Origin of the sequence: Brachybacterium alimentarium, assembly GCF_002332425.1 — a bacterium.
Lineage (GTDB): Bacteria > Actinomycetota > Actinomycetes > Actinomycetales > Dermabacteraceae > Brachybacterium > Brachybacterium alimentarium.
Map to the genome: position 1 here is coordinate 59372 of NZ_NRGS01000008.1, position 9531 is coordinate 68902.

The window sequence follows — 9531 nt, forward strand, 5'->3', positions numbered from 1 at the left end:
CATGATCGTCACCGCAGACCCCGGCCCCGTCGGCTCGCCCACCAGCAAGGACTCGGCGGGCTTTCTCGCGACCTCCGCGCTGCGGTACACGGTCGGTGCCGGAGAGGCCGCCGAGCTGCCGCTGCCGGAGCTCGCCGATGCGCCCTCGCCCGTCGGCCGCACCATCGCCGCCGGCGACGTGCTGCGCTTCTTCCTGTTCCCCGAGCTCGATGCGGGCCAGACCTGGGGCGCGACCCATGTGTCGCTCGACCTCGTCCTCACGGACGGATCCCGCCTGTCCGAGTTCGAGCCTCGGGACCAGTACGGCACGACGGCCACCGCCCGCGGCCTCGGCGAGGGCAAGATCCTGTACGCCGACCAGTGGAACGACGTGCAGGTACCGCTGGACGCCGCCGTGGGTCGCACGATCGCCGAGGTGCTGCTGGTGGCCGACGTCCCCGCCGGCTCCGACGCCGACGCTCCGGACTCCTCCGATCCTGACGCCGAGGAGCAGAGCGCCGAGGAGGGCCCCACGGTGCATCACTACCCGGGCCTGGAGGATCCCCTGCCGGATGACGCTTCGGGCGACGCGGGGCACCTGACCCTCGCCACGCAGGTGAACCTCGCCGCGCACGAGGATCTCGAGGAGGACATCGACGTCGAGGAGCTCGATGCCGGAGCCCACGAGGCCGAGACCGCTGCCGCCACTGCTGCCGACGACGAGGCGGACGTCGAGGAGCAGAACGGGCCGACCGAGCCGGTGGAGTTCGTCGGCTGGGTCGACGGCCCCTATCTCGGTCCGCTCCCCGCAGACCCCTCCCGGGAGGATCCGGTGGCGTGGGTGGACACCCGTCGCGGCACCTATGCCTCCGGGGACTTCTCCCGCGGCAACAACCTCCCGCTGACCGCAGTGCCCAACGGCTTCGCGTTCTTCACCCCGGTCACGGACGCCCGCACCCGGCGCTGGCTGTACGAATACCACCGCCGCAATGGCGAGGACAACCGCCCCCGCCTGCAGGGCATGGCCATCTCCCACCAGCCCAGCCCCTGGATGGGAGACCGCAACCAGTTCGTGCTCATGCCCCTGCGGGGCGAGTCGCCCGATGCCACGCCGGCCGCACGCGCGCTCGGCTTCGACCACGCCGAGGAGACCGCCCGCCCCGATCTCTACGAGGTGGCGCTGGACGGCGGCACCTCCCTGCGGCTGGCACCCACCGACCACGGCGCGATCTGCGAGATCGACTTCGCCGCCGATGCCGGCACGCCGCATCTGCTGCTCGAGGGCGTCGACGAGAACAACCGCATCGATGCCGCCGGTGCGGTGTTCGACGGACGCCTGCGTGCCTGGGTCGACTCCGGCCTCACCGAGGGCTACGCCCGGGCCGACGGTGCCACCCGGATGTTCGTGCTCGCCGAGGTCGATCCCGCGCCGCTCTCGGTGGCCGGCGCTCGGGGCGACTCCACCGGCAGTGTGCTCACCTTCGCGGAGGGGACGGAACGCGTCACGGTGCGGCTGGTCACGAGCTTCATCGGACTCGATCAGGGGCAGCGCACCTTCGCCCAGGAGGTCGAGCGCCGCAGCTTCGCCCAGGTGCGTGAGGCCGCCCACGGTGCCTGGGCGGAGCGTCTGCGGGTGATCGAGCCGGGCACCGCGACCGCGCCCCAGCTGCGCACCCTGTACGGGAACCTCTATCGGCTGAACCTCTACCCCAACTCCCAGTGGGAGAACGCGGGCACTGCGACCCGGCCCGAGCCCGTGCATGCGAGCCCGGTGCGCCCCACCAAGGGCAGGGCGACGGACACCCGCACCAACGCTCAGGTGCTGCCCGGAGCGATCCACGTGAACAACGGCTTCTGGGACACCTACCGCACCGCGTGGCCCGCCTACGCCCTGCTCTATCCCGAGCTGGCCGCAGAACTCGCCGACGGCTTCGTGCAGCAGTACCGCGAGGGCGGCTGGATCGCCCGCTGGTCCTCTCCGGGATACGCCGACTGCATGACCGGCACCAGCAGCGACATCGCCTTCGCGGATCTCGCCGTCAAGGGAGTCGCCCTGCCCGACCCGCTCGGCGCCTACGAGTCCGGGCTGCGCAACGCCACGGTCGCCCCCGAGCAGACCGAGGTGGGCCGCAGGGGCAACGAGCGGGCCGTGTTCACCGGCTACGTCGACACCGACACCTCCGAATCGGTCTCCTGGACGCTCGAGGCCCATATCAACGATTTCGGTCTCGCCGCCCAGGCGGAGCTGCTGGCCGACGCCACCGAGGACGAGCAGCACGCCGCGCAGCTGCGCGAGGAGGCCGCCTACCTGCGGGCCCGGTCCGCGAACTACCTGCTGCTGTTCGATCACGGGGTCGGCTTCTTCCAGGGTCGGCGGGCCGACGGCGCATTCGCGCAGAGCCCGGAGGAGTTCGATCCGAGAGTCTGGGGCGGGGACTTCACGGAGACCGACGGTTGGAACTTCGCCTTCCATGTCCCGCACGACGGCGAGGGCCTGGCATCGCTCTACGGAGGCCGGGAGTTCCTGCGTGCGAAGCTCGACGAGTTCTTCGCGACCCCGGAGCGTGCCGATCTCCAGGGCACCTACGGCCACGTGATCCACGAGATGGACGAGGCACGGGCGGTGAGGATGGGCCAGTTCGGCGTCTCCAACCAGCCCTCCCACCACATCCCCTTCCTCTACCACCACGCCGGCGCACCGCAGAGCGCCTCCCAGGTGGTGCGGGAGGTCCACCGTCGGCTGTTCGTGGGCGAGCAGATCGGTCAGGGATACCCGGGGGACGAGGACAACGGCGAGATGAGCGCCTGGTGGCTGCTCACCGCACTGGGCCTGTATCCGCTGCAGCTGGGCACCGGCCGGTACCACCTGGTGGCGCCGCTGTTCGACCACGTGCACGTCAAGCCCCTCGGGGGCGAGCCGTTCACCGTCGTCGCCGAGACCCGCGGCGACGGCGACGACGACTGCATCACGGGATACACGCGCGACGGTGCAGAGCATCGCGGTGCCTGGATCGACCATGAGGACCTCCGAGGGCGCCTGCACGCCCGCCTCGGCTCCCGGGCCGACGCCGAGGCCACGGCCTGGGGCGTCGTGCCGCCCTCGGCCACCCCGACCGGGCACTACCCCCACCCGCTGCGGGACCTGTTCCGCACCGATCCCTCGAACCCGCTGCAGGACGACGACTCGCGCACCGAGCAGACCTGGCCCGGCTCGAGCGCGACGATCGACCTCCCCGAGCTGGGCGAGCCGCTCGCGGCACGATTCCTCACGCTGACCTCCTCGGCGGAGGAGGGCGGCGACCCGATCGCCTGGCGGCTCGAGGGCTCCCAGGACGGCGAGACGTGGGAGCTGCTGGACGAGCGCTCCACGCAGAGCTTCCGCTGGCGTCGGCAGACCCGCCCGTTCCAGATCCCGGCCCCGCGCGGATTCACCCACCACCGCCTGGTCATCACCACGGCACAGGGCCCCCTCCGCCTCGCGGAGATCGAACTGCTCGCCTGACCGCCTGGCCACGCCATCGCCTTACCACCTGACTGCCCGATTGCCTGACCACCTGACCCGCCCACTCTGTGTGGCTGCCCGGTCCGCATGGCCTGCGTAATCGCCTGACCTGCACAGCCGCCTGACCTCCACCCTTCCAGACGCTCGCTTCGGGACGCCACGAACCGGCGCCCGTTTCGCGATGTCGCGGACGGGCCGCTGGTGAGGTCATCTGGCCATATCGCCAGTGCGCCTCACCAGCGGCCCGTCCGTGACGCGCGGTGGGCGCGTCAGATCGTCGCGGCCTGTGGCGGGCGCCTGACATCGTTGGCTACGTGTCCGGCGACAGGTGGTTGGCGCAGCAGTCCGCCGCGGCCGGTGAGCGGGGCAGGGGAACGACGGTTCAGCAGTACCCATGGCCAGGTCATCAGCGCCCACACCGCGGCGATCAGCACCGCTTCGACGACGAGGTACTGCGGCCACGGCCCCAGCAGGTCCAGGATGCTGGGGCCCGAAGGCGCATGATTCAGGTAGCCGTAGTTCGCGCGGCTGAGTGCATTGCCGGTGGCGGCGAACCCCGCCCAGAGCAGCGTCACCCCATAGGCGACGCCGTAGCCGCGCCAGGTAGGTCGGTATCGCTGCCCCCAGATGAGCGTGACGGGGATGAGCACCCCGCTGAGATGGGCGATCCAGTACTCGGCGAACTCGAGCGGCACCGAGACGAAGTAGTTCACATCGGGCGTGAGCACGGACTGCAGGTTCAGCGTGAGCCCCCAGAAGTAGGTGACCACGATCAGCCAGCGAGCACGCGTGATCAGGGCGACCGCACCGAGGAACCGCAGGGCGTCCGAGAGATGCAGCGGCAGGGACTCCTCCAGGTTCCACGCCCACGGTGTGAATCCCCAGGCGGTCCAGAGCACGGAGTTCACCAGGAGCGCCCAGCCCGCGCTCCGCAGCGCACGATCCACGGTGAGCGGGTCGCCGCGCCGCGCCCAGACCACGACGAGGATCCCGGACGCCACGAGCAGCACGAGCATCGACACGTGCGCGGAGCCGTAGGCGGGCATGTGGCCGAGCGGCCCGTCCGCCCGCAGCACGCCGGTGGTCGTGCTCATGGCCGCACCGCCCTTCACGCCACGCTCGACTCCGAGGTCTGACCCGTTCTGTCCGGCCCTCGCCGGTGCGAGGCCCCGCACCAGGGCACGCACAGCATCCGCTCTTCGCGGCGACGTTCCTGGGCAGAGCATACGAGAGCGCCCCGCCGAGGCGCGGCGCTCTGCGCGATGTCGGAGCGGCAGGACGTCCAGGAGGTCATGGCCTCAGGAAGTCATGGCTCCGGAAGGTCAGGGCTCCGACAGGTCATGCCCCCCAAGGTCATGACCCCAACAGGTCACGACCACGCACGGAAGCGGATCGGAGATCATGAGATACGGGACGCCGGGACGCCGGGACGCCGGGACGCCGGGACGCCGGGACGCCGGGACGCCGGGACGCCGGGACACCGGGACGCCGGGACACCGGCGAAGCCGGCCCGCCCGCGAGGTCGGGCCACCCGGAGGGCGACCAGACCGAGGGACGGGCCGACAGGTCGATCAGGCGGCGACCTCGGCAGCCTCAGTGGCCGCGGTCTTGCGGCGCCCGAGCTCCTTGAGCACAGTCACCGCGGCGGCGGCCACCAGCGTCCCGGCGAGGATCGCGAGCAGGAAGCCCCAGACCGGGGAGATCGCGAAGACGACGAAGACGCCGCCGTGGGGTGCCTGGGAGCCGACGCTGAACGCCATGATCAGCGCGCCGGTGACGGCGCCGCCGGCCATGGTGGAGGGAATCACCCGCAGCGGGTCCGCCGCGGCGAAGGGGATCGCGCCCTCGGAGATGAAAGCGGCACCGAGCAGCCAGGCGGTGGTGCCGTTCTCGCGTTCGACGGGGGAGTAGAGCTTCCGGCGCACCACGGTGGACAGCGCCATCGCCAGCGGCGGGACCATGCCGGCGGCCATCACCGCGGCCATGATCTGGAAGGACGCCTCGGTGCCCTGAGACAGACCCGCGGTGGCGAACAGGTAGGCCGCCTTGTTGACGGGGCCGCCCAGATCGAAGCACATCATGAGCCCGATGATCACGCCGAGGAGGATGGCGGAGGACCCGGACATGCTGGTCAGACCGTCCTGCAGAGCAGTCATCAGAGTGGCCAGGGGGCGGCCGAGGAACAGCAGCATGAGCCCGCCGACCACGAACGTGGTCACCAGCGGGATGATCACCACGGGCATGAGCCCTGCGAGCCACCGCGGCGGCGTCAGCGTCGTGAACCACAGGGCGATCAGACCCGCCAGCAGACCGGTGATGAGCCCGCCGAGGAAGCCGGCGCCGACCGCGACGGACACGGCCCCGCCGATGAAGCCGGGGGCGATGCCGGGTCGCCCGGCGAGACCGAAGGCGATATAGCCGGACAGGGCCGCCACCAGGAAGCCCATCCCGAGATCGCCGAGGGTGAAGAAGACGGCGCCGAGGTAGAGGGCGAGTCCGGCGCGCTCGGTCTGCACCGCGCCGGTGGCGCTCTCGTACGTCTGGTGGTCCGGCAGCGAAGTGAGCGAGAAGCTCGTCGCGACGTCCTGGGCGACGAAGGCGACATCGAAGCCCGCGACGAGGAACCCGAGCGCCATGAGCAGGCCGCCCGCGGCGACGAACGGGATCATGTAGGACACACCGGTCATCACCGCGCCCTGGATCCGACGGGGCCAGGACTGCTGGTTCGCCGCGGAAGAGCTGCTGCTGGACTCTCCGTTCTTCGCAGCACTGCCGGAGGTCGGCACGCGCCGCGCGGACGGGTCCGTCGTCGCGGCGACCGCTTCGTCGATCATCTCGGAGCCATGGGAGATGGCGCGCTTGACCGGATGCTCGACGAGGGGGAGCCCGGCGAAGCGCTCGCGGCCGGAGATGTTCACGTCGGCCGCGACGATCAGGGCGCTCGCCGCAGCGATCTGCTCCTCGGTGAACGGCGTGATGCCGCCGGAGCCCTGGGTCTCGACGTGCAGCTCGACCCCCTTGTTCTTGGCGGCGTTCTCGAGAGACTCCGCTGCCATATAGGTGTGGGCGATGCCGGTGGGGCACGAAGTGATCGCCAGCAGCACGGGCTGACCGCTCGCGGTGTCCTCGCCGGTGCCGGTGCCGGCACCGGTGCCGGTGCCAGTGCCAGTGCGGGTGCCGGTGGCGGGAGAACCCGCGGACGAAGCAGCAGTGCCGGTGGCAGAGGTGGCGGCCGCGGTCGGCTGCGCCGCGGAGCCCGCCGTCGGCTCTGACCGTCCGGTGCCCGATGCTTCGGTGCCCGACCGTTCGGTGCTCGACGGTGCCGCGCCCGTCGCGGTGGCGCTGGCCTGTGCCTCATCGGCGCCCTGTGCCGCATCGCCCTGTGCCGCATCGCCCTGTGCCGTGTCGTCGTGGGCCGTATCGGGTGCGGGTTCGATGACACCCATCACCAGGTCCGAGACCTCATGGGGCTCCTTCGCCGCGCGCAGGTCCGCGAGGAACTCCGGACGGATCAGGGCCCGGGAGAGCTGGGCGAGCAGCTTGAGGTGCTGATCGTCGGTGCCGGCCGGGGCGGCGATGCCGATGATGAGATCGGCAGGCCCGTCGGCCGATCCGAAGTCGACCGGCTCGGCGAGCCGCAGGAACCCGAGCGCCGCCTCGTGGACGGCGTCGGTGCGGCAGTGGGGGATCGCGAAGCCGCCGGGCATGCCGGTGGCGAAGGATTCCTCGCGCTTGAGCAGACCAGCTTCGAGTCCGTCGCGCTCGGCGCGGCCGGTGGCGGAGATGAGGTCTGCCATCAGACCGATCACGGCCTGCTTGTCACCCGGAGGGGCGACCTCCAGACGGACCAGTTCGGGGGTCATCAAAGGGCCGGGCATGGGTTCTCCTTCGAACGGGCTCACCCGCGACAGCGGGTGAGGGACTGCGGGATGAGAAGACGGGTCAGAGCCGGACGACGCGGTCCGCGGCGACGTGGACCTGGTCGGGGCGAGGGATGGTGGTGCCGGGCAGGCCGACGGCGACCGTCCCGTAGGCGAGCGCGCGGGCCAGGCTCCGTGCGGGGTCCTCGCCGAGCTCGCGGGCGATGAGATAGCCGGCGGTCGCGGAGTCCCCGGCCCCGACGGTGGAGATCACCGGTCCGGACGGGGACGAGGAATACCAGGCCGAGCCCTCGGTGGCGAGCAGTCCGCCGGCCGCGCCGAGCGTCACCAGGACGGCTCCCACTCCGCGCTGGTGCAGGTCGAGGGCGGCGTCGCGCACGCCGTCGAGGTCGCCGTGCTCGGCCTGCTGCTCGAGCAGGTTCCCGTCGACGCCGAGGATCTGCCCCAGCTCCTCCGCATTGGGTTTGAGGAAGTCGGGAGCCACGGCGGGAAGCGCCGCTGCCAGGGCCGTGAGAGGCGCATCGGAGGTGTCCACGCCGACCCAGGCACCTTGGGAGCGGACTGCCGCGACCAGGCGCACGTATTCGTCGGTGGGCAGGCCGGGAGCGAGCGATCCGGAGAGCATCACGCTGTCACCAGGGCTCACGCACTCGCTGAGCAGGGCCTCGAGGGCGTTCACCTCGGCGGTGGTCAGCTGCGCCCCGGGCTCATTGAGCTTGGTGGTGATCTGCGGGGTCGAGAGCACCGTGAGGTTGGTGCGCACCGCTCCCGCGACCGGGCTGGTGCGATGGGGCAGGCCCTCGGCCTCCAGCAGCGAGAGCAGAGGGTCGCCCGACGCTGCGGGGAGCACCGCGGTGACGGCGAGCCCGGCTCGGTGCGCGCCGAGCGCGACATTGATGCCCTTGCCACCGGGCTGCGTGCTGTCGGCGCCGATCCGATGGACCCCTCCGGGGGTGAGTGGGCCGCCGAGATCGACCGTGCGATCCAGCGAGGGATTCGCGGTGAACGTGATGATCATGCGGGGATCACCTCGACCCCGGCCTCGGACAGCAGGTCCATGAGGTCCTGCGGCAGGTCCGCGTCGGTCACCAGCGCGTCGACGTCGGCGAGGGCGGCGAAGGTGACGAGGCGGCGGGCACCGACCTTCGAGGAGTCGGCGAGGATCACGCGTCGTGCCGCGGAATGGACCATCGCGCTCTTGACCGCGGCCTCGTCGGGGTCCGGCGTCGTGAACCCCTCGGCGTCCAGTCCGTTGCAGCCGAGGAAGACGACCTCGGGGTGCAGAGCGCGGATCGCATCGACGGTGGCGGAGCCGACGGCGGCCTCGGTCGTGGGGCGCACCCGACCGGGCAGCACGTGCACCTCGAGGTCGGTGTGGGCGAGTGCTCCCTGCACGATCGCCGGGGCGTTGGTGATCACGGGGCCGCGACGGCCGGCCAGGTGGGGGAGCAGCTCAGCGGTGGTGCTGCCGGCATCCAGCAGCACGGCGGCCCGGGCATCGGCGGGGAGCAGTGCTGCGGCAGCATGGGCGATGCGGCGCTTGACCTCGATGTTCGTGGTCCGACGGGACTCGAGATCCGGTTCGACCTCGGTGGTGCGCCGGGGCACGGCCCCGCCGTGCACGCGGACGAGGAGCCCCCGCTCGGAGAGCTGATCGAGATCCCGGCGCACGGTCTCGGTGGCGACCTCGAACTGCGTGGAGAGGTCGGTGACGGCGACACGGCCCGTGCGGTCCAGGATGTCGAGGATCTGTCGCTGGCGTTCGCGGGCGTACAAGGGGTCACCTGCCTCATCGAAGGGGAGCTCGCCCGGCCCGAACATGAACGGGAGGGAGCCGATGCCAGAACATTACGTCAAGAACCCACACAAAACAACACCCATCTCATGTGGGAATGGGTGGGTTAGTAGGGGGAGTGCAGAGTGCAGAGTGCCGAGCGCTCAGGGCCTCGGGGTCCTGTGAACCCGCCGACGGATTCGACGTCCCGGCCGACGGCCGAACCCTGAGGCTGTGGCGCTGTGGCTCTGTGGCTCTGTGGCTCTGTGGCTCTGTGGCTCTGTGGCTCTGTGGCTCTGTGGCTCTGTGGCTCTGGCTCAGGCTCAGGCCCTGCGTCTCTGGCGCGGTGGGGACTGATGCACGATCAGGTGTCACAGGGACTGATGCACGATCAG

Annotated in this window: 5 protein-coding genes; 1 reads left to right on the forward strand and 4 read right to left on the reverse strand. The window is 71.1% G+C overall.

Translation table 11 applies throughout. The features are described 5' to 3' along the window. The first annotated feature begins 1 nt into the window (after nucleotide 1). Entirely contained in the window at nucleotides 2–3481 is a 3480-nt protein-coding gene (locus tag CIK71_RS07035; RefSeq protein WP_096164484.1) for a GH92 family glycosyl hydrolase, read from the forward strand. A 269-nt stretch (nucleotides 3482–3750) separates the two neighbouring features. On the opposite strand, the gene CIK71_RS07040 is transcribed toward CIK71_RS07035, so the two are convergent. The 4 genes from CIK71_RS07040 to CIK71_RS07055 form a co-directional block, all read right to left on the reverse strand. Then, complete coding sequence (locus CIK71_RS07040; protein WP_245857366.1) at nucleotides 3751–4575, reverse strand: YwaF family protein; 825 nt, start codon at nucleotides 4573–4575, stop codon at nucleotides 3751–3753. Nucleotides 4576–5052: 477 nt separating this feature from the next. Next, nucleotides 5053–7359, reverse strand: coding sequence for a PTS fructose transporter subunit IIABC (locus CIK71_RS07045; protein ID WP_096164485.1), 2307 nt, complete (start codon nucleotides 7357–7359; stop codon nucleotides 5053–5055). Between the two features lie 64 nt (nucleotides 7360–7423). Then, the gene (locus CIK71_RS07050; protein WP_096164486.1) at nucleotides 7424–8380 is read right to left on the reverse strand and encodes a 1-phosphofructokinase family hexose kinase; all 957 of its coding nucleotides are present in this window, start codon (nucleotides 8378–8380) and stop codon (nucleotides 7424–7426) included. Continuing rightward, complete coding sequence (locus CIK71_RS07055; RefSeq protein ID WP_096164494.1) at nucleotides 8377–9138, reverse strand: DeoR/GlpR family DNA-binding transcription regulator; 762 nt, start codon at nucleotides 9136–9138, stop codon at nucleotides 8377–8379. The genes CIK71_RS07050 and CIK71_RS07055 overlap by 4 nt, the downstream gene beginning before the upstream one ends. Between the last annotated feature and the right edge of the window lie 393 nt (nucleotides 9139–9531).